This window comes from Streptosporangium sp. NBC_01639, from assembly GCF_045209755.1.
GTDB lineage: Bacteria > Actinomycetota > Actinomycetes > Streptosporangiales > Streptosporangiaceae > Streptosporangium.
Genome location: NZ_CP109272.1, coordinates 179,266 through 196,872 on the forward strand (window position 1 = coordinate 179,266; position 17,607 = coordinate 196,872).

General features: G+C 69.2%; 22 protein-coding genes. 13 read left to right on the top strand and 9 right to left on the bottom strand.

Translation table 11 applies throughout. The features are described 5' to 3' along the window. From OHA77_RS00835 to OHA77_RS00845, 3 genes are all read right to left on the bottom strand, one after another. On the bottom strand, positions 1 to 846 hold the full coding sequence (locus tag OHA77_RS00835; RefSeq protein ID WP_406315340.1) for a shikimate dehydrogenase: 846 nt from the start codon (positions 844 to 846) through the stop codon (positions 1 to 3). Beyond that, complete coding sequence (locus OHA77_RS00840) at positions 846 to 986, bottom strand: hypothetical protein (protein WP_406315342.1); 141 nt, start codon at positions 984 to 986, stop codon at positions 846 to 848. Before OHA77_RS00840 ends, OHA77_RS00835 begins: the two co-directional genes overlap by 1 nt. Before the next feature lie 233 nt (positions 987 to 1,219). Beyond that, positions 1,220 to 1,774, bottom strand: coding sequence for a TetR family transcriptional regulator (locus OHA77_RS00845; RefSeq protein ID WP_406315344.1), 555 nt, complete (start codon positions 1,772 to 1,774; stop codon positions 1,220 to 1,222). Positions 1,775 to 1,973: 199 nt separating this feature from the next. On the opposite strand from OHA77_RS00845, the gene OHA77_RS00850 reads away from it, so the two are divergent. Next, positions 1,974 to 3,182, top strand: coding sequence for a cytochrome P450 (locus OHA77_RS00850; RefSeq protein WP_406315346.1), 1,209 nt, complete (start codon positions 1,974 to 1,976; stop codon positions 3,180 to 3,182). Between the two features lie 6 nt (positions 3,183 to 3,188). Here OHA77_RS00850 and OHA77_RS00855 read toward each other — a convergent pair whose 3' ends face one another. Then, a complete protein-coding gene (locus tag OHA77_RS00855) occupies positions 3,189 to 3,704 on the bottom strand; it encodes a CGNR zinc finger domain-containing protein (RefSeq protein WP_406315348.1) in 516 nt (171 codons plus the stop codon). Positions 3,705 to 3,730: 26 nt separating this feature from the next. Between OHA77_RS00855 and OHA77_RS00860 the strand changes: the two genes are divergently transcribed. After that, complete coding sequence (locus OHA77_RS00860; protein WP_406315349.1) at positions 3,731 to 4,234, top strand: GNAT family N-acetyltransferase; 504 nt, start codon at positions 3,731 to 3,733, stop codon at positions 4,232 to 4,234. 197 nt (positions 4,235 to 4,431) lie between these two features. Here the strand turns inward: OHA77_RS00860 and OHA77_RS00865 are convergent, their stop codons facing one another. After that, entirely contained in the window at positions 4,432 to 5,466 is a 1,035-nt protein-coding gene (locus OHA77_RS00865) for a zinc-dependent alcohol dehydrogenase family protein (RefSeq protein WP_406315350.1), read from the bottom strand. 367 nt (positions 5,467 to 5,833) lie between these two features. Between OHA77_RS00865 and OHA77_RS00870 the strand changes: the two genes are divergently transcribed. The 5 genes from OHA77_RS00870 (at position 5,834) to OHA77_RS00890 (ending at position 8,595) form a co-directional block, all read left to right on the top strand. Then, positions 5,834 to 5,986: a hypothetical protein gene (locus OHA77_RS00870; protein WP_406315352.1), complete on the top strand. Its 153-nt coding sequence runs from the start codon at positions 5,834 to 5,836 to the stop codon at positions 5,984 to 5,986. Beyond that, positions 5,983 to 6,648, top strand: a complete 666-nt coding sequence (locus tag OHA77_RS00875; RefSeq protein ID WP_406315353.1) for a TetR/AcrR family transcriptional regulator — start codon at positions 5,983 to 5,985, stop codon at positions 6,646 to 6,648. The genes OHA77_RS00870 and OHA77_RS00875 overlap by 4 nt, the downstream gene beginning before the upstream one ends. Positions 6,649 to 6,913: 265 nt before the next feature. Continuing rightward, entirely contained in the window at positions 6,914 to 8,083 is a 1,170-nt protein-coding gene (locus OHA77_RS00880) for a cytochrome P450 (RefSeq protein WP_406315355.1), read from the top strand. 52 nt (positions 8,084 to 8,135) lie between these two features. Next, a complete protein-coding gene (locus OHA77_RS00885; protein ID WP_406315357.1) occupies positions 8,136 to 8,330 on the top strand; it encodes a ferredoxin in 195 nt (64 codons plus the stop codon). A gap of 121 nt (positions 8,331 to 8,451) precedes the next feature. After that, on the top strand, positions 8,452 to 8,595 hold the full coding sequence (locus tag OHA77_RS00890) for a hypothetical protein (RefSeq protein WP_406315359.1): 144 nt from the start codon (positions 8,452 to 8,454) through the stop codon (positions 8,593 to 8,595). A gap of 26 nt (positions 8,596 to 8,621) precedes the next feature. On the opposite strand, the gene OHA77_RS00895 is transcribed toward OHA77_RS00890, so the two are convergent. From OHA77_RS00895 to OHA77_RS00905, 3 genes are all read right to left on the bottom strand, one after another. Next, positions 8,622 to 9,071 (bottom strand): hypothetical protein, encoded by a 450-nt coding sequence (locus OHA77_RS00895; RefSeq protein WP_406315360.1) that lies wholly within the window; start codon positions 9,069 to 9,071, stop codon positions 8,622 to 8,624. 283 nt (positions 9,072 to 9,354) lie between these two features. Further along, positions 9,355 to 10,290: a nitroreductase/quinone reductase family protein gene (locus OHA77_RS00900; protein ID WP_406315361.1), complete on the bottom strand. Its 936-nt coding sequence runs from the start codon at positions 10,288 to 10,290 to the stop codon at positions 9,355 to 9,357. A 428-nt stretch (positions 10,291 to 10,718) separates the two neighbouring features. Beyond that, a complete protein-coding gene (locus OHA77_RS00905; protein ID WP_326822576.1) occupies positions 10,719 to 11,033 on the bottom strand; it encodes an ArsR family transcriptional regulator in 315 nt (104 codons plus the stop codon). A gap of 130 nt (positions 11,034 to 11,163) precedes the next feature. On the opposite strand from OHA77_RS00905, the gene OHA77_RS00910 reads away from it, so the two are divergent. From OHA77_RS00910 to OHA77_RS00930, 5 genes are all read left to right on the top strand, one after another. Continuing rightward, positions 11,164 to 12,096, top strand: a complete 933-nt coding sequence (locus OHA77_RS00910) for a zinc-binding alcohol dehydrogenase family protein (RefSeq protein ID WP_406315363.1) — start codon at positions 11,164 to 11,166, stop codon at positions 12,094 to 12,096. A 299-nt stretch (positions 12,097 to 12,395) separates the two neighbouring features. Next, positions 12,396 to 13,124: an SDR family NAD(P)-dependent oxidoreductase gene (locus tag OHA77_RS00915; protein WP_406315365.1), complete on the top strand. Its 729-nt coding sequence runs from the start codon at positions 12,396 to 12,398 to the stop codon at positions 13,122 to 13,124. Between the two features lie 211 nt (positions 13,125 to 13,335). Next, a complete protein-coding gene (locus OHA77_RS00920; RefSeq protein ID WP_406315367.1) occupies positions 13,336 to 13,962 on the top strand; it encodes a helix-turn-helix domain-containing protein in 627 nt (208 codons plus the stop codon). Then, positions 13,955 to 15,370: a pyridoxal phosphate-dependent decarboxylase family protein gene (locus OHA77_RS00925; RefSeq protein WP_406315369.1), complete on the top strand. Its 1,416-nt coding sequence runs from the start codon at positions 13,955 to 13,957 to the stop codon at positions 15,368 to 15,370. The genes OHA77_RS00920 and OHA77_RS00925 overlap by 8 nt, the downstream gene beginning before the upstream one ends. Further along, positions 15,367 to 15,963: an HAD family hydrolase gene (locus OHA77_RS00930; protein ID WP_406315371.1), complete on the top strand. Its 597-nt coding sequence runs from the start codon at positions 15,367 to 15,369 to the stop codon at positions 15,961 to 15,963. Before OHA77_RS00925 ends, OHA77_RS00930 begins: the two co-directional genes overlap by 4 nt. Positions 15,964 to 16,098: 135 nt before the next feature. On the opposite strand, the gene OHA77_RS00935 is transcribed toward OHA77_RS00930, so the two are convergent. Further along, positions 16,099 to 17,070 (bottom strand): SDR family NAD(P)-dependent oxidoreductase, encoded by a 972-nt coding sequence (locus OHA77_RS00935; protein WP_406315373.1) that lies wholly within the window; start codon positions 17,068 to 17,070, stop codon positions 16,099 to 16,101. A gap of 55 nt (positions 17,071 to 17,125) precedes the next feature. Here OHA77_RS00935 and OHA77_RS00940 point away from each other — a divergent pair, with 55 nt between their 5' ends. Then, positions 17,126 to 17,545, top strand: a complete 420-nt coding sequence (locus OHA77_RS00940; RefSeq protein WP_326822567.1) for a MerR family transcriptional regulator — start codon at positions 17,126 to 17,128, stop codon at positions 17,543 to 17,545. The last annotated feature ends 62 nt before the right edge of the window (positions 17,546 to 17,607 follow it).

Consider the following 17,607-nt stretch of genomic DNA (forward strand, 5'->3'; position numbering starts at 1 on the left):
TCAGGAGGTGACCAGGTCGGTCAGGTGGGTGAGCATCCGCTCGGTGTCCGGAGTGCGGCCGGTGAACAGGTGGAAGGCGTGGGCGGCCTGGAAGACGACCATGCCCCCGCCGTCGAGTGTCCGGCAGCCCAGGGCGCGAGCCTGCTTGAGCAGCTCGGTCTCCAGCGGCCGGTAGACGATGTCGGCCACCCACAGGCCGGGGTGGAGCAGCTCGGCCGGCAGCGGCATCCCGGGATGGAACGCCATGCCGGTGGGTGTGGCGTGCGCCAGGCCATCGGCGTGGGCGAGCAGCCCGGGCAGGTCCTCCTGGGTGGCGGGGCGGGCCCGTTCGGGCCCGAAGCGGTCGTTCAGCCGGGCGGCCAGCGCCGTCGCCCGCGTGGGGTCGGCGTCTATGACGGTGATGTGGTCGGCGCCCATGGTGAGCAGCGCGTGTGAGATCGCCGCGCCCGCGCCGCCCGCGCCGAGCTGGACGATGCGCTGCGTGGGCGCGTCCGGCAGGCCGCGGGCGAACGACTCGGCGAAGCCCGTCCAGTCGGTGTTGTAGCCGATGGCCCGCTTGCCGTCGAAGACGACCGTATTGACGGCGCCCAGCATGCGGGCGTCCGCCGACAGCTCGTCCAGGTGCGGGATGACGGCCTGCTTGCACGGGTGGGTGATGTTGAGTCCGTCGTAGCCGAACCGGCGGGCCGTACGGATCAGCTCCCCCACCTCGTGCCCCAGGCGGTCGGTGTCGAGCAGCCGGTAGACGTAACGCAGCCCGTGGTAGGCGGCCTCGCGCTCGTGCAGCGGGGGGCTGAGTGAGGGGCCGATGCCCGAGCCGATCAACCCGGTCAGATACGAGGCCATCAGTTCTCCCTCTTCGGCAGGTGCGACAGGTGAGTCGGCGCGAGGACGTACCCGTGCGCCCCGGCGACGCAGATCATGACGTCGGCGACGAGCGCCTTGTGCCGGTACGGCTCACGCCGGTGGATCAGGACGCCAGGCATCGCCCTCCAATGTACGTACTAGTACGTTAGCTGGCTAGCCGAAGGACGGACCAGGTCGAAGCAGCCGCGCCGACGGCCAACCCTTCGCTCGATCAAGGTTGACCGCATACGGGCACCTGCTCTTCGCCGACCGGAAAGGCATCCCGCCGGAGACCGGGGCCGTCCGCACGGTGGTGACCACGGTCATCACCGGCGTCGCGCAAGAACCCCTGCGTTGAGACCGGGGGCCGTGATCAGGCGTCCATCCCCTTGCGGAGCAGCGCCCACACCTGTGCGGCGGCCACCCGCCGGGCGAGCGCCGACCTTTTGGCCAGGACCCCGGCGAGCATGCCGACGGCCAGGACCAGGTCCTCGGTGGTGAGGTCCTGGCGGACGCGCCCGGCGCTCCGCGCCTCGGAAAGCAGGCCCGCCAGCAGACCGGCCACGCGCTCGCGTATCGCGATGACGCGGGCGTCAGCCGGGATCCCGCTCACCATGTCGATGAACGCGGTCGAGGCGATGGTCTGCTCGGTGATGAGAGCCAGCACGTCGTCGAGCGTGGCGCCGGGTTCGGCGGCCAGCGCCTCCAAGTCGGCGACGCCGTTCTCGAACACGGCCAAGGCGAGGCTGACGCGATCGGGGAAGTGCCGGTAGAGGCTGCCCTGGCCGACCCCGGCCGCGCGGGCGACCGTGCTGAGCGGCGCGTCGTACCCGGTGGTGGCGAACACCTCGCGGGCCGCCGCGATCAGCGCCGCCCGGTTCGCCGCCGCGACACTGGGTCCTTTGTTCGTCCGGCGCACATCAGGCATGGTGGCCACGATAGCAACCGGACAACATAGTCCGATTCTGCGAAATCAGATCTTTCACATGTTCGACATTGATCAGACAGAACGGATACGGTGAATACCGGACACACCTGTCCGGTAGCCGGAAGCGGCCCGCTGCGGCCAGAGGCCGCCTTCCGGCCTCACCATCGCGTCCAGCGCATACCGAAACGCAGGAGGACATGTGAGCGACACCAGTCAGCAGGCACCGCACTACCCCTTCCCGGTCCCCAGCGCCCTGGAGCCGCCCCAGGAGTGGACGCAGCTGCGCGAAGGCTGCCCCGTGGCGCCGATCCGGTTGGCCAGCGGGGATGAGGCGTTGCTGCTCACCCGCTACGCCGATGTGAAGCAGTTGCTGTCGGACCCCCGATTCACCCACCATCTCGTCGCCGACGACGCCGCCAACATCACCGCGAACGAGTCCGGCGGCGTGTTCGGCGGCGATGGCACCAGTGTGAAGGGCGACGCCCACCGTGAGTGGCGCAAGCTGATCGGCAAGGCGTTCACCGCCAAGCGCGTCTTGGCCATGCAGCCCAGGATCGAGGCGATGGCCGAGCACCTGGTCGACGAGATGATCAAGCAGGGCCCGACCGCCGACCTGGCCGCCGGCCTCGGCTTCCCGCTGCCGGTCCAGGTGATCTGCGAGCTGCTCGGGGTGCCGGACTCCGACCGCGACAAGTTCTCCTACTGGTCCGACACCCTGCTCAGCCTGACCAAGTTCACCCAGGACGAGATCGACGCCGCCCAGGCCGAGTTCGCCGAGTACATGCGCGCCCACGTCGCGGCCAAGCGCGCCGAGCCGGGCGATGACCTGATCAGCGAGCTGATCTCGCTCATCGGCGCGCTCGACGGCCGGGTCACCGAAGAGGTCACGCTGATGACGGCCAAGGGCCTGCTGGTCGCCGGGCACGAGACCACCGCCAACATGATCGGCAAGATGGTGGCGATGCTGCTGTCCGACCGCACCCGATGGGAGCAGCTCGTCGCCGACCCCGCGCTGATCCGCCCGGCGGTGGAGGAGTGCCTGCGCTACGACGCCAACTTCGGCTTCGGCATCCCCCGCTACATCAGTGAAGAGGTGGAGATCGCCGACACCACCCTCCCGAAGGGCACCACCGTGGTGTGCAGCCTGTCGGCCGCCAACCGCGACGAGCACGAGTTCGAGCACGCCGCCGACATGGACCTGACCCGCTCCCCCAACCCACACCTGATCTTCGGCGCCGGGCCGTACGCCTGCCTGGGCCAGTCGCTGGCCCGCACCGAACTGCAGACCGTACTCAAGGTGCTGCTCGACCGCCTGCCCACGCTGGAACTCGCCGTACCCTCCGACGCTCTCAAGCGCCGTGAAGGGCTCATCGTCGGCGGCCTGCAGCAGGTCCCGGTGAAGTGGTGACGGCGCTCACCTGACCGCGCGGTGCCGGCGTACCGCGTCACGGTTGGCGCACCGATGGGAGCAGTAGCGCTGCCGCCCGGTGCGAGAGGTGTCGGCGAAGATCATGGTGCACTCGGTCACGGCGCACCGCCGCAGCCGGTGCATGCCCCGCCCTGCCAGGTGCAGCGCGGTACCGACGGAGATCAGCGAGAACAGCACGGAGCCGAGCGGCTGCCGGTCGTCGCGGTAGTGCAGGTGCCAGCCGTCGCCGGCGTGCTCCGTCAGCCGCGGGTAGGCGGCGGCCGCCGCCAGCATCCGGTTGACCAGCTCGGCGCGCTCACGCTCGTCGGTGGCGTCGACGACTTTCTCCCACGCCTCCAGCACGGTGTGGGTACGGTCCAGGTCCTGCGGGGTGACCGGGTGCTCCAGCACCAGTCCGGCGGCGCGGCAGCGGTCCGCGAGCTCCTCGGCGCTCGCCGGGCGCCGGTTGGCCAGGTCCGCGGCCAGGTTCACGGCATCCTCGCCGTAAGGGTTGAGATGCATAAGCCTATTACACCAGTCTGATCGGCATGGAACGGAACATCGGACACCCCACCGGACACCGCACCGATGTACGGCAGGCGGTGGTGGACGACGTCGCGGAACTCGTACGCCTGCGGGCGTTGTTGTTCGAGACCCTCGGCGGCGACTTCTTCAACCCCTCGTCAGCAGGTGAGGACTGGCGGGAGAACCTTGCCGCGGTGCTGAAGGAACAACTGACGGCGGATGCCGTACGGATCATCGTCGTGGACGGCGACAACGGCCTCGCCGCCTGTGGCATCGGCACCGTCGAGCAACGACTGCCCGGCCCGCACCTGCGCAACGGCCGGATCGGACATGTGATCGGTGTGGTCACCGATCCGGCGTACCGGCGGCGCGGCCACAGTCGCGCGATCATGCAGGGGCTGCTCGACTGGTTCCGGGAACGCGAGGTCGCCCGAGTGGACCTGTACGCCTCCCACGCCGGCGAACCGCTCTACCGGGAACTCGGCTTCGTCGACCACCCGGACCCCTCGCTGTACTGGCGTCCTTGATCTCCTCCCTTCCTGGAAGGGAGGAGATTCCCACAGTCACCCGTGAGGCTTCCTGCTTCACCGCCGGTCGCCCTGACGGTCACGGCCCGCGGAGAACGAAGGTAGAGCCGCCTCCCCGGATCAGAGCACCGACCAACGGCTGCGGGAAGCCGCGACCTCGTCGGCGAGGCGCAGGTTGATCGCGCGGCCCATGGCGCTCAGGGGCGGATGAGCACCTTCAGCGCCTCGCGGTCGGCCATGGCGCGGTAGCCGTCCGGCACGTCCTCCGTGCCGATGGTGCGGTCGAAGACCCGGCCCGGCTCGATCGTGCCGTCGAGCACGTCGGGCAGCAGTTCCTCGATGTAGGCGCGGGCCGGGGCCACGCCGCCGGTGAGGGTGATGTTGCGCATGAACTCCGGGAAGCCCATCGGCACCTCCTCGTACTGAGGGGCGCCGACCCGGCTGACCACGCCGCCGTCGCGGGCCACGGCGAAGGCCGTCTCGATCGCCTGCCGGGTTCCGACGCACTCCAGCACGGTGTGGGTGCCGTCGCCGCCGGTCAGCTCCCGTACCCGTGCGATGCCCTCGGCGCCCCGCTCGGCGACGACGTCGGTGGCGCCGAACTCGCGGCCCAGGTCGGTGCGGTCGGTGTGCCTGCCCATCAGCAGGATCCGCTCGGCGCCGAGCCTCTTGGCGGCCAGTACCGCCGACAGCCCGACCGCGCCGTCGCCGATCACCGTCACCGACGTGCGCGGCCCGACCCCGGCCGACACCGCGCAGTGGTGGCCGGTGGGGAATACGTCCGACAGGGTGAGCAGGGACGGCAGCAGCGCGGAGTCCTCACCGGCGGGCAGCTTCACCAGCGTGCCCTGGGCCAGCGGCACCCGCACCGCCTCGCCCTGGCCGCCGTCCACGCCGTCGGCGGCCCACAGACCGCCGTGCCGGCAGGACGTCTGCAGGCCCTCGGCGCAGAAGTCGCAGGTGTTGTCCGACCATACGAACGGCGCCACCACGACATCACCGGCCTTCAGCCCGGACACCTCCGAGCCGACGTCCTCCACCACGCCGAGGAACTCGTGGCCGATGCGCTCCCCCTGCTCGGTGGCCGGCATCGACCCGTACGGCCACAGGTCGCTGCCGCAGATGCACGAGCGCAGCACCCGCACCACCGCGTCGGTGGGTTCCTGCAGCACCGGGTCGGGCACGTCCTCCACGCGCACGTCACCGGCACCGTAGATCAAGGTTGCTCGCATGAGAGCCTTCCCATCCTGTAGTCGTCGTCGGACCTACCCAGAGGTGGCCGACGCTTCCTGATCGGCAGGCATGGTCTCTGTCCGTTGTCGGTAAATTCGCCCTGTTCACGCGACCGGCACCGGCGATATCGCTTCCCGGGTGATGATCCGCCTGCGTACGAGGCGGTGCTGCGCCAGGCAGGCATCGGCGACGGCCGTACCGAACAGGGACCAGTCCGTCCGACGACCATTGCGGCAGGGTCGTGGAGAAGTTTCCGGTCCGGCGGTTGCGGACATGAATGACTGGGTAGATTTTAAATCAGTCACTTGACTTAATTTGGTGACCCAGGTTGAATGACCATGAAATGAGGCCGGTTCGGAGGAGGTCATGGTGGGCCAGAGCGACAACGGGCCGATACTGAGCCATCCGATGCCGTTGCGCCGACTTCCCTCTCCGGAACCCACCGCCCCGGTGGAAGACCTGCGCCAGATCGAGGGACTCGCCGTCGGCGGGTTGCGCGAAGTTCCGGTGCGGTGGTGACCGCGGCCGGCAAGGCCGTCCGGACCGAGCGGGCCGAACGGGCTGGGGCGACCCGGGAGTCGATCCTGGCGGCGGCGGAGCGGTTGTTCGCCGAGCACGGGGTGTTCGCCGTGTCCAACCGCCAGGTCAGCGAGGCCGCAGGACAGGGAAACAATGCTGCGGTCGGCTACCACTTCGGCACCAAGACCGATTTGGTGCGCGCCATCGTGCGCAAGAACGCCGAGCAGATCGAACGGGTGCGTTTGCAGATGCTGGCCGAGATCGGCGACAGCTCGAATGTGCGGGACTGGGTGGCCTGCCTGGTACGCCCGAGCGCCGAGCATCTGGCCGCTTTGGGGAACCCCACGTGGTACGCCCGGTTCGGTGCCCAGGTGATGACCGACCCCGCACTCCGCGAGATCATGGTCGACGAGTCTCTCACCTCGCCGTCGCTGCACCAGGTCCTCGACGGGCTGAACCGATGCCTCCCGGAACTGCCGGTCGAGGTGCGCGCAGAGCGCAGCGACATGGCCCGTCAGCTGATGGTGCACATGTACGCCGAGCGCGAGCGAGCTCTCGCCGAGGGCACCTTCACCCCCCGGTCCAGCTGGCACGACGCCGCAACCGGGTTGATCGACGCGCTCGTCGGGCTGTGGCTGGCACCGGTCACGCCCTGCTCGTGACGGAGCCGCGCGACCCCTTTCACAACCGGATCCGATACGTCTCAGCGAATTGCAGGCAGAGGAGCACCTGACGATGAAAGTCATTGTGAACGAGGCCGGGTGCTGCGGCCTACTTCGCTCTCGTTCGACTCGCTGACCCCTCGCCGGGGAAGCGCTCATCAATGCTTGCCGCAAGCACGTTGCGGTACATGTTCTGTTGGAGGAATCAATGACCGGTACGTTGCATCCGGCGGGTGAGTACTCCGCTGAAATTCCGGGATATCCGATGGCCAGGGCTGCGGGCTGCCCGTTCGATCCGCCCCCGGCTCTGCGGGCCAAGCAGGAGGAGGGCCCGCTCGCCAAGGTCCGCCTGTGGGACGGCAGCACTCCGTGGCTGGTGACCCGTTATGCCGAACAGCGGGCGCTGCTGGCCGACCCGAGGGTCAGTGCCGACATCACCCAGCCCGGCTACCCGAGCCCGGCCCCCATCAACGGCTCGTCGACGATCAGCTTCATCTTGATGGACGATCCCGAGCATGCCCGGCTGCGGCGGATGGTGACGGCGCCGTTCACCATCAAGCGGGTGAGGGCGATGCGGCCGGCCGTAGAAAAGATCGTCGACGAGCTGATCGACGACATGCTCGCCGGCCCGAAACCGGTTGATCTGGTCGAGGCGTTCGCCCTGCCGATGCCCTCCCTGGTGATCTGCGAGTTGCTCGGTGTGCCGTACTCCGACCACGACTTCTTCCAGGACAACAGCAAGACCATCATCAAGCGGGACGCGACGCCCGAGCAACGGGCGACCGCTTTCGGTCACCTGGCGGGCTACCTGGACAACCTGTTGGGCGAGAAACTCACCGACCCCGGTGACGACATGCTGTCCCAGCTGACCGAGCGGATCAAAAACGGGGAGCTGTCCCGGCAGGAGGCGGCCCAGATGGGGGTGCTGCTGCTGATCGCCGGGCACGAGACCACCGCGAACATGATCGCGCTCGGCACGCTCGCCCTGCTGGAGCACCCCGACCAGCTGGCTCTCCTCCGCGACACGGACGATGAGAAGCTGGTCACCTCGGCGGTGGAGGAGCTGCTGCGCTACCTGCACATCACGCACAACGGGCGGCGCAGGGTGGCCCTGGAGGACATCGAGATCGCCGGACAGCTCATCCGCGCCGGCGACGGGATGATCATGGCCAACGACATCGGCAACCGCGACCCCGATGTCTTCCCCGACCCTGACCGGCTGGACATCCAGCGTGACGCCCGCCACCACGTGGCCTTCGGCTTCGGGGTGCACCAGTGCCTGGGCCAGCCGCTGGCCCGGTTGGAGCTGCAGATCGTCTACAGCACCCTCTACCGGCGCATCCCCACCCTGCGGCTGGCCACGGATCTGGAGAAGATCCCTTTCAAGCACGACGGGTCCGTCTACGGGGTCTACGAACTCCCCGTGACCTGGTGACCTTCTCCCGCACGACGAACGAACAACGACGACGTCAACCAAGAGGGATCTCATGAAGGTAACCATCGAGCAGGACAAGTGCGTCGCTTCCGGACAGTGCGTGGTCGCCGCCGCGGACGTGTTCTACCAGCGCGACGAGGACGGCATCGCCGTCCTGCTCAACCCCACTCCGCCGACAGAGCAGGCCGCCGACGTCCGACACGCCGTGGCGGTCTGCCCGGCGCTGGCCATCCACATCGAGGAATGACGTCCGAGTCGATCGAGTCGTGACCTGGCGCTTCCACCCCGAATCCGTCGGCGGTGGAAGCCCTCCGCGACTTGACGTCCTCCCCTCCCTGAAGGCGGGCGGCACGCCCCGCTCATGACGCTTGCGGAGCACACGATGGCGGTGGTCGCCGAACAGGACCGACCGCAAGGTCGGGCCGGCCACCGGAGTGCGGCATGCCGTTGAAGTGATCGGCTGGCGCGAGGTCGCCGACACGGCGCCGGCCTTCGTCAAGCGCTTCCACTGAGCGACCGGAGGAAGGCACCGCTGTCGTCAGCGTACGGGAGAGATACTCAGCACCGCCTTGCTGCTGGAGGTCGTCACCACCCGCACGCCGATGCTGTTGACCGAACCCGACGCACCGGCGCCGAGCAACACCTGTGAGGACACACCAGACCCGGTGGCTTTCACCCGCACGCTGTCCGGGCCGAAGGAGACGGACAGCCGAGTGACGCCGAAGCGGGGGCTGACCCGGAATTTCACCGGCTTCGAGAGGGTGAGTCTGCACGTTCCGTCGTAGCATGCGCGCAGATTCGGGCCGGTCGCGCTTCTTGGTGCGGCGGCACTCGTCACCGGAGTGGTGCTCGAAGCCGGTACGGAAGCGGCGGTCTGGGACTTCACCGGCGTCAGGTCCGGCTGTGTCCGTGGTGTTCCGGCGGTCTGGGCCAAGCCGCCGGTCAGGGCGGAGGTGAGCATCAGGAGGGCAACGGTCGTCTGGGCCATGGTCTTCCTTCCGTTGTTCTTCCGTACGCGCCCCGGCGGGGGTGATCCGCCGACCTGGCCTCGTCCGAGGTGGTACGTCGGCGCGGGGGACCTGACCGGGGCCGCTGTCGAGCTCCGGCATCCGACGACATCGATCCTTGCTCAATCCGGCGGCGGACGCCATAGCTGCGGCAGCGCCGGAGAGGGTACGCGCTTTCCGAGCTTCCTGGCCGGGTGCGCCTCGGCGCCCCGGGTGCCGGCTCCCGTGGGATCCGGCACCCGGCCGTGTCAGCCGGTCAGCCGGTCAGCCGGTGGAGCTTTCGGCCCTGCCGGCTCTCGGCGGGGCCGGGGGCCACGGAATTTCGGCCAGGACGGGGAGGAGCGACTCCTCCTCGTAGTCGAGGTGCGCCCGCAGTTCCTCCGACATCCGGTCCAGTTCGGTACGGAACCGCCAGGGGTCGGCGGTGCCGACGCCGGTCAGCAGGGCGAGGAGCTCGTCCTGGATACGCGCGACCGTCCGGTGTTCGTCGCGGAGCCGGTCGAGGGCGTCGCGCAGGTGCGGGTGATGGTCCGCGAGCGCGGGGAAGACGTGCGCGTCCTCGCTGGTGTGGTGGAACTTCAGAGACTCGCAGAACGCCAGGCAGTGCTGCCGGAGCTGCAGTCCCAGTCCCGGTTCCGGTGGTCCGCCGGGGCCCGGGTGGGCCGCCCGCGCGGCGAAATGGGCGTCGGCCTCGGCACGCACATGCTGCAACTGCGAGCGCAGCCAGGTATGGATCTCCATGAGCTTGTCGGCGAAATTGGCGACCTCCCGGGGGCCCTCCCCCGGCTCGGGCTCGGACCGCTCCAGCGCCACGACCGGCAGGGTCCGGGTGGTGCGGGTCTGGTAGTCGGCGTATCCGGGCGCCGTGCGCACCACGTGCTCGAACAGCCGCTCGCGCCGCGCGCCCTCGGCGGGGACCGCGATCGCCTCGAACACCTCGGTGCCGACCTCTACCCGCACCATGGGGTGGGCGAGCAGATTGTGGTACCAGGCGGGATGACGGGGGGCGCCGGCGGCGGACGCGACGACGAGCAACAGGTCGCCGTCACGGACGTAGCCGAGGGGGACGGTGTGCTCCGTCCCCGACTTCGCACCGGTGGTGGTCAGCAGGAGGAGGTCGCCGCCCTCGAAGGGGCCACCGACCTTTCCTCCGTTGGCTCGGAACTCCTCGATGATCGGTTGATTGAATGACGCGGGCATACGGTGTCGGGCTCCAAAGAAAAGTGTGCGGGTCCGTTGTTACGGCGGATGACGGTGGTGCGCGCAGCGCGCGGTGACCACACGCGGACCCTCGTCCGGAGACGGACATCGATCGGGCGCGCGGAGCCGTGGACGCTCGCCGGAATGCGGCGGCGTTCGGGAAGGCCATGGCGTGCCGACGTCACACGGCGGCGCTGGGCACCGCGGAGGACAAGGGACGACGTGCGGAACGCTTACGTCAGACGCAGGGTGCGGAGTATGAACTCATGGCGTGGCCCCTTGATGAATGGTGCCGCCCACTCGCCGACCTGCCCACTGCTCTTTGGCCGGCGCCACACGGCACGCGCACCATTACAGCCACCCGGCCGCCTTCTGTCAACGCGGACGACCGCCCGAGGCCACGGCCCACCCCCGGGGGGCGCCGAAGGTCACTCCTCGCGCAACACCAGGTCCAGCAGTCCCGGAAACCGCCGGTCGAACTCCGCCCGGCGGAGCCGGTTGACGCGCCTGGGGCCGGCGTCGCGTTGCTCGATGAGCCCGGCCGAGCGCAGCACCGCAAAGTGATGGCTGAGTGCGGGCTTGCCCACAGGTACATCGAAGGTGCCGCAGGATCGCGACCAGTCCTCGGAGACGGCCAGTTCACGGACGAGCTGAAGCCGGACCGGATCGGCGAGCGCGGCGAGCGCGGCGAGGACGGGCACGTCGTCGGGATGGGCGTGCTGTGGCGTGGACCGATGACTCAAAGCGCTCTCCTTGCAAAGTGTTCGATCAAATACGTACACTCTGGAGTGTTCGATTTTCAGTGAACAGTTTAGACAGGGGCGATCCGGCATGCGCGCAATCGTGGTGAGAGAACTTGGCGGACCTGAGGTAATGAGCCTCACCGAGGTCGGAACACCGGAGCCCGCGCCGGGCGAGGTGACCATCGACGTCGCCTACGCGGGCGTCAACTTCGCCGACATCAAAGCCCGCAGCGTCGGCTACCGGGTGAGCGCCCTCCCCTTCGTCCCCGGCCTGGAGGTGTCCGGCCGTATCCACGCCGTCGGTGAAGGCGTGAGCGGTCTGCGGCCCGGACAAGAGGTCGTCGCGTTCATCAGCGGCGGCGGCTATGCCGAGACCGTCGCCGTCCCCGCCGTCACCGCCTTCCCGCTGCCGGAGGGAATCTCCTTGCGTACCGGCGCGACCCTGCCCACCGTCTTGCCGACCGCACACGCCCTTCTCCATGAGGTGGGACGGCTGCGCGAAGGCGAAAGCGTCCTCATCCACGGTGCTGCAGGTGGTGTCGGCATAGCCGCGGGTCAACTGGCCCGGCTCGGCGGCGCGGGTGCGGTGTACGGGGTGGTCTCCAGCCGGGAGAAGGCGGAGCAGGCGCTGAAGTACGGCTATGACGAGGTGTTCGTCGGTGACGGTTTCCCCGAGGATGTACGCCGCGCGACCGGCGGTCTCGGCGTGGACCTCCTCCTCGATCCGGTCGGAGGCGAGACCCTCCTCCGGAGTCTGGATACCCTTGCCCTCTTCGGCCGCCTCGTCTCCTTCGGCAACGCCGGCGATGCCGCCCCCTGGCGGGTGGGTCAGGCCGAACTCTACGCCGGAGCACGCTCGGTGAGCGGCTTCTCCATCCTCACCCTTTCCCAGACCGACCCGCGGAGACTGGCCGACATCGCCGGACGCGCTTTTCACACCGTCACGGCCGGGCGGGTCGAACTACCCGTCACAGCCGAGTTCGCCCTCGCCGAGGCCGCCGAGGCACACCGTCTCGTCGAAACCCGGACCACCACCGGCAAGCTGCTCCTGAAAGTCGCCTAGAGTTCGCGTACCTCAGCAGGCGCTCCTAGACGGCGGCGCGGAGCCGCGGGACGTCGGCGGCGTCCTGGAGGACAGCGAAGCTGGCGGCAGCATGGAGCCCTTCGAGCGGCCCGCGCACCAGTGGACGTATAGCGGTAACGATGCCACGCGGCGGTTGACAGTCAAAGGTCGGGTTCCCCGTGCAGCCACCCAGGTGACAGCTGAGAGGATGGCTGAGCCATCGCAGGGGAGGTCGTGGGGTGCATGGCAGCCATGGCAGCGTTTCGCCGACATGAGCGAAACGGAACGGAAGGAGGAGCATGCCGCGTTCAGTAGTGATCAGCGGCGGCGGTACGGGCATCGGGCGGGCTGTCGCCGCCTGGTTCGCCCGTCACGGCGACCAGGTGACCATCGTAGGGCGACGGGCCGAGGTGCTGCGCTCGGCGGCCGAGGACATCGAAGGGAAGTATCCGGTGGTCACGGTCGCCGTTGACCTGGCCGACCCGGTGGCTCTGGAACGAGCGGTGAACCGGCTCCCACAGCAGGTGGACGTGCTGGTCAACAACGCTGGTTCGCGTGGTACACGGACGCGGAACAGCGGCTTGTCGGCAGTGGCCGAACGGTGGCGGCGGGACTTCGACAACAACGTTCTTCCGGTCGTCCTGCTGACGGAGGCGGTGCTGCCCCGGCTGACCCGGCCAGGCGGCCGGGTCGTCACCATCAGCTCCATTGCTGCACTGCGCGGCAACGGAGCGTACGGAGCAGTGAAGGCGGCCCTCCTGAGCTGGAACCACACGCTGGCGCAGGAACTGGGCCCGGGCGGCATCACGGCCAATGTCGTGGTCCCCGGCTATGTGGCGGGAACTGAGTTCTTCGGGACGTCGCCGAACGAGGCGGACCTGGTCCGGCGCCGCGCCCAGACACTGGTCGGCCGGGTCGGAGAGCCCGACGACATCGCAGCCGCAGTTGCCTTCCTGGCCTCGCCGGAGGCCGGATATATCACGGGAGAGTTCCTCAACAGCAACGGTGGTGCTCTTCTGGGGCGTTGAGCAAATCCAGAATGACCGAGGCAACCAGGGTGGATCAGGCAGGCGGTTGCCTGCAGGCTTCGGTCCTGCCAGCCCTGATGGTCAATCCGGTCGGCGCCAGGACTCCTGGGCCGGCGCCTGCGGAGCGGGCGGCCTTCCCTGCGAAAGAATTCGGCCGGCGGCACCATCCCCCGCTTCCTCAATAGCGGAAAATTATTGCTATAGTGGATAAATGAGAGAGGACAGCACCCTGTCCAGCGGCCTGTCGATGGCCGAACTGGGAGCCAGGCTCCGAGCTGAACGACGAACTCGCGGCCTGGCTCTGGAACGACTGGCCGAGCTGAGCGGGGTGAGCAGGAGCATGCTCTCAGAAGTGGAACGCGGCACGAAAACGCCGAGCGTGCTGGTCCTGGACCATCTGGCGACCGCCCTGGGCACCTCGATCTCCCGGCTGCTGGACGAACCCGACCGCACCGAAGTGGTGGTCCTGCCCCACGAACGACAGCACCTGCTGCGCGATCCCTCCGGCTGGGAGCGGCGCATCCTCTCCCCCGCGCTGCCCGGTGTGGAGTTCGAATTCATGCGCACCACCCTGAACCCGGGCGTCGACGCCGGAGAGTTCTCGCCCCATCCACCCGGGTCGCGCGAATACGTGGCCGTGGAGTGCGGGCGTCTCCGCCTGACCGTCGACGGCATGCCTCACATCCTGGGCACCGGAGACGCCGCCTACTTCCCCGGCGACCGCCGGCACGCCTTCGCCAACGACGCAACCGACGTGTGCGTGTACTACCTGGCCATGGAGCTGGGCCAACCGGCCGGCGCCCACCGCGATCCACGCCACGGAGAGAGCGATGAATGACCTGCGCCGAGCCGGCCGGCTGGCAGCCGAGCTGGCGGCCGACCACCTGGCAGCCGTCCCCGGCAGACCCGTATGGCAACCGGTGCCCGACGAGGACCGCTCCTGGCTTTCCGGTCAGCCACTCCCCACTGCGGGCCGCCCCTTGGGGGACCTGCTCCACGACGTAAGCGACCATGTGCTGCCCTACCCGATGGGCAACGGACACCCCCGGTTCTTCGGCTGGGTCAACTCCCCGCCCTCGCCCGCCGGCGTCCTGGTCGCCCCTTTGGCCGCCGCTCTGAACCCGAGCTGCGCCGGGGGCGATCACGCGGGCGTCCTGTTGGAGCGCACCGCCGTACGGTGGCTGGCGGAGCTGGTGGGCTACCCTCACCCGCCGGGCGCCGGACTCCTCACCAGCGGCACCTCCATGGCCACCGTCATCTCGCTGGCCACCGCCCGTCAGCGGGCCGCCCGCCAGGACGGCTGGGACGCACGCGAAGCCGGTCTCTACCGGCGACGACCGCTGACGATGTACATATCCGCCGAAGGGCACAGCTGTCTGCGCAAGGCGGCCGAACTCCTCGGCCTGGGCAGCCGCCACATCCGCACGGTCCCGGTCGACGACGCCTTCCGCATGGACACCGCCGCGCTACGACACCTGATCACAGCGGACACGGACGCAGGACTGCGGCCGTTCTACGTCGCGGCCAGCGCGGGAACGGTGAACACCGGCGCCGTCGATCCCCTGGCGGGCATCGCCGAGATCGCGTATGAACACGATCTCTGGTTCCACGTCGACGGCGCCTACGGTGCGCTCGGCGTCCTCGCCGAAGGAGCGGACCCCGGTTACGCCGGACTGCACCGGGCGGACTCCCTCGCCCTGGACCCGCACAAGTGGCTCGGCGTCCCCGTGGACTGCGGCTGCATCCTCTTCCGCCACGCCGCCGAGCCTCGCGACGCCTTCAGCCTCATCCCGCCCTACCTGCGTGACGACGACGCCGACGAGCTGGGCTGGTTCTCCGAGTACGGCCCCGAACAGACCCGCCCCCTCCGCGCGTTACGGGTATGGGCCACGATCGCGCACCTCGGGCGCGACGGAGTCGTCCAACTGGTGCGGCACACCACCGGCCTCGCCCGTACGCTCGCCGCCATGGTCGAAGCCGCCGACGACTTCGACCTCCTCGCCCCGGTCGCCACCTCCGTCACCGCCTTCCGTTATCGGCCTCCGGCAGCGACCCCCGACGAGGTCGAGGCGCTGAACCAGGCGCTCCCCGCCGCCGTGCAGCGCCGCGGGCGCGCCTTCCTCACCGGCACCCGCCTATCCGGCATCGCGGCGATGCGCGCCTGCATCCTCCACCCCGCCACCACCGAGGCCGATCTCACGGTCCTGCTGAACGAAATCCGCGCCGCCGCCCAGGAGGTTCGATGAGCATCCGTCACCTGGTCGTCGACCTCGGCGGTGTGCTGTTCCGCTTCGACCACGCCCACCGCCTCAAACGGCTTGCCGCCGCGTTCTCGCTCTCCCCGGACCAGGTCGACGAGCTGCTGTGGAGCTCGGGGTTCAGCGGCGACTGCGACCGGGGCCGATACGCGTCGGCGGCACAGGTGCGCACGGCCATCGCCGCCGCCACGGGATTCGACGGCGACGACGAGCGGCTCGACACCGAGTGGTGCAGCGCCTTCCACCCCGATCAGGCCGTCCTGGACGAGCTGCGCCGCCATCGGGGCAGCCTGACACTGACGGTGTTCACCAACAACGGCCCGCTGGAGGAGGAGGCCCTGCCCCGCCTGCACCCCGGAGCGTTCGACGGCTTCGGGCACCTGCTGTTCAGCCATCGGCTCCGGCACCGCAAACCCGAGCCCGCGGCCTTCGCCGCCGCCACCGACCGCCTCGGCGCGGCCGCCCACGAGGTCGTGTTCATCGACGACAGTCCCGCCAACGTCGACGCCGCGCGCGCCTTCGGCTGGACGGCCTTCCACTTCCGCGGTCCGGAGACCGTCACGCAGGCCCTGCATCCATGAACCGGGCAGCGTGGCGGCTCCGGAAGGGATGCGGAGGAGTTTCGCGGCAGTCCGGGAAGAGCACCGGCCGGCATGAGACATCGTGCGCAGTTGATGATCGGCGCCGGTCGCTGCCCGGGGCCCGCGCCCTGGAGATCACCCGCAGGTACGTTGTGAGAACGCGTCCAGCCCGGTGAGCTCGCTGGAGAGCGCCCAGAGCCGGGACGCCTCCTCAGGGTCGACCGCCCAGGGCTTGACTCCACCGATGAGCATGTCGTCGGTGGTGGCGGGCTCGGCGATGTCGCAGTCCTGGCAGTACGCCCCGCCATGGCCGTCGAGCAGCGGCGAGGTCGCCGCCCATACGGCCGTCGCCGCACCCTGCGCCGGGGTCTTGAACCCGGCGGCCGGCTCGCCGTCTGGAGTGATCCACCCTTGGGCGAGTTGCTCGTCTCGGGGGATGTGCCGCTGCAGGGGGGTGAGGATGCTGCCCGGATGCAGCGAGAAGGCCTGCACCCCGCTGCCGGCGCCGAGCCTGTCAAGATGCACGGCGAAGAGGGCGTTCGCGGTCTTCGCCTGCGCGTAGGCCAGCCACCGGTCGTAACCGTCGCGGAACTGGATGTCGTCCCAGCGGATGCCGGACAGGAAATGCCCGGATGAGGCTACCGACACCACCCGTGCCCTACCGGGGGTCAACGCCGGGCGGAGGAGGTTGACGAGGGCGAAGTGGCCAAGGTGGTTGATCGCGAAATGCGCCTCCCAGCCCGGGCCGACTCGTGTCTCCGGGCAGGCCATGACGCCTGCGCCGTTGATGATGACGTCAAGGGTCCGGCCGGTCTCCAGGAACCGGCCGGAGAATGACCGGACGCTCTCCAGGTCCGCCAGATCGAGCTCGCGCACCTCCGCCCCGGAGATGCCGCGCAAGGCCTCTTCCGCTGCGGCGGGCCTGCGTGCGGGGACGATGACATGCGCTCCTGCGCGGGTGAGGGCGCGGGTGGTCTCCAGTCCGAGACCGGAGTAGCCGCCGGTGACCAGAACGGTCCGGCCTGACAGGTCGACTCCGGCGAGAACGTCGTCCGCCGTGCTCCGGGCGTCGAATCCAGTGCCGATACTGTGTTGTTTCGTTGCCATGCCCACGACTCTAGAAGCTAGAGTGCAATCTAGGTCAAGCGATACAATCGGCGCCATGACCAAGGATGCGGACGGCCTGTCCATCGGGCAGGTCGCAGAAGCGACCGGGCTGAGCGTGCACGCTCTGCGATTCTTCGAACGCGAAGACCTCTTCCTGCGTCCGATCCCCCGTTCCAACGGCGGGCAGCGGGTTTACGAAGCCGCGGACGTGGACTGGCTGATGCTGTGCAACCGGCTCCGCGACTCGGGCATGCCGATCGCCACACTGCAGCAGTTCGCCCGGCTCGTCCGATCGGGCCCGGGCAACGAACCGGCCCGTCTCGCGCTTCTGCAGGAGCACGAACAGGCCGTGCGAGCCAAGATCGCCGATCTGAACGCAAGCCTTGAGGTCATCCACGGCAAAGTCGTCACCTACAAAAAGCACCTCCGTGACGGGACCGCCGTCGGACTCTGGTCACCGACATCGCCTCGGTGACCTCCCCGGCTGCCGGAACAGCACAGGCACCGCCGGTGTGGCCCAGGTGATTCGACGCAGAA